Consider the following 913-nt stretch of genomic DNA (forward strand, 5'->3'; position numbering starts at 1 on the left):
TGGGAAAGGGTCTTACCGGTATGGGATGGGGTCGCGTCCTATCAGCTTGTCGGTGGGGTAACGGCCCACCGAGGCTTCGACGGGTAGCCGGCCTGAGAGGGCGACCGGCCACATTGGGACTGAGATACGGCCCAGACTCCTACGGGAGGCAGCAGTGGGGAATATTGCACAATGGGCGCAAGCCTGATGCAGCGACGCCGCGTGCGGGATGACGGCCTTCGGGTTGTAAACCGCTTTTGATTGGGAGCAAGCGCAAGTGAGTGTACCTTTCGAATAAGCGCCGGCTAACTACGTGCCAGCAGCCGCGGTAATACGTAGGGCGCAAGCGTTGTCCGGAATTATTGGGCGTAAAGGGCTCGTAGGCGGCCCGTCGCGTCCGGTGTGAAAGCCCGTCGCTTAACGGCGGGTCTGCGCCGGGTACGGGCGGGCTGGAGTGCGGTAGGGGAGACTGGAATTCCCGGTGTAACGGTGGAATGTGTAGATATCGGGAAGAACACCAATGGCGAAGGCAGGTCTCTGGGCCGTTACTGACGCTGAGGAGCGAAAGCGTGGGGAGCGAACAGGATTAGATACCCTGGTAGTCCACGCCGTAAACGGTGGACGCTGGATGTGGGGCCCATTCCACGGGTTCCGTGTCGGAGCTAACGCGTTAAGCGTCCCGCCTGGGGAGTACGGCCGCAAGGCTAAAACTCAAAGAAATTGACGGGGGCCCGCACAAGCGGCGGAGCATGCGGATTAATTCGATGCAACGCGAAGAACCTTACCTGGGCTTGACATGTTCCCGACGACTCCGGAGACGGGGTTTCCCTTCGGGGCGGGTTCACAGGTGGTGCATGGTCGTCGTCAGCTCGTGTCGTGAGATGTTGGGTTAAGTCCCGCAACGAGCGCAACCCTCGCCCCGTGTTGCCAGCAC

1 rRNA gene is annotated in these 913 nt (G+C 61.0%); it reads left to right on the forward strand.

What is annotated here, in order from left to right:
- Positions 1-913, forward strand: a 16S ribosomal RNA gene (locus CSQ87_RS10635); the annotation flags it as partial.

This window comes from Bifidobacterium simiarum, from assembly GCF_002802905.1.
In the GTDB taxonomy this organism is placed as follows: Bacteria; Actinomycetota; Actinomycetes; order Actinomycetales; family Bifidobacteriaceae; genus Galliscardovia; species Galliscardovia simiarum.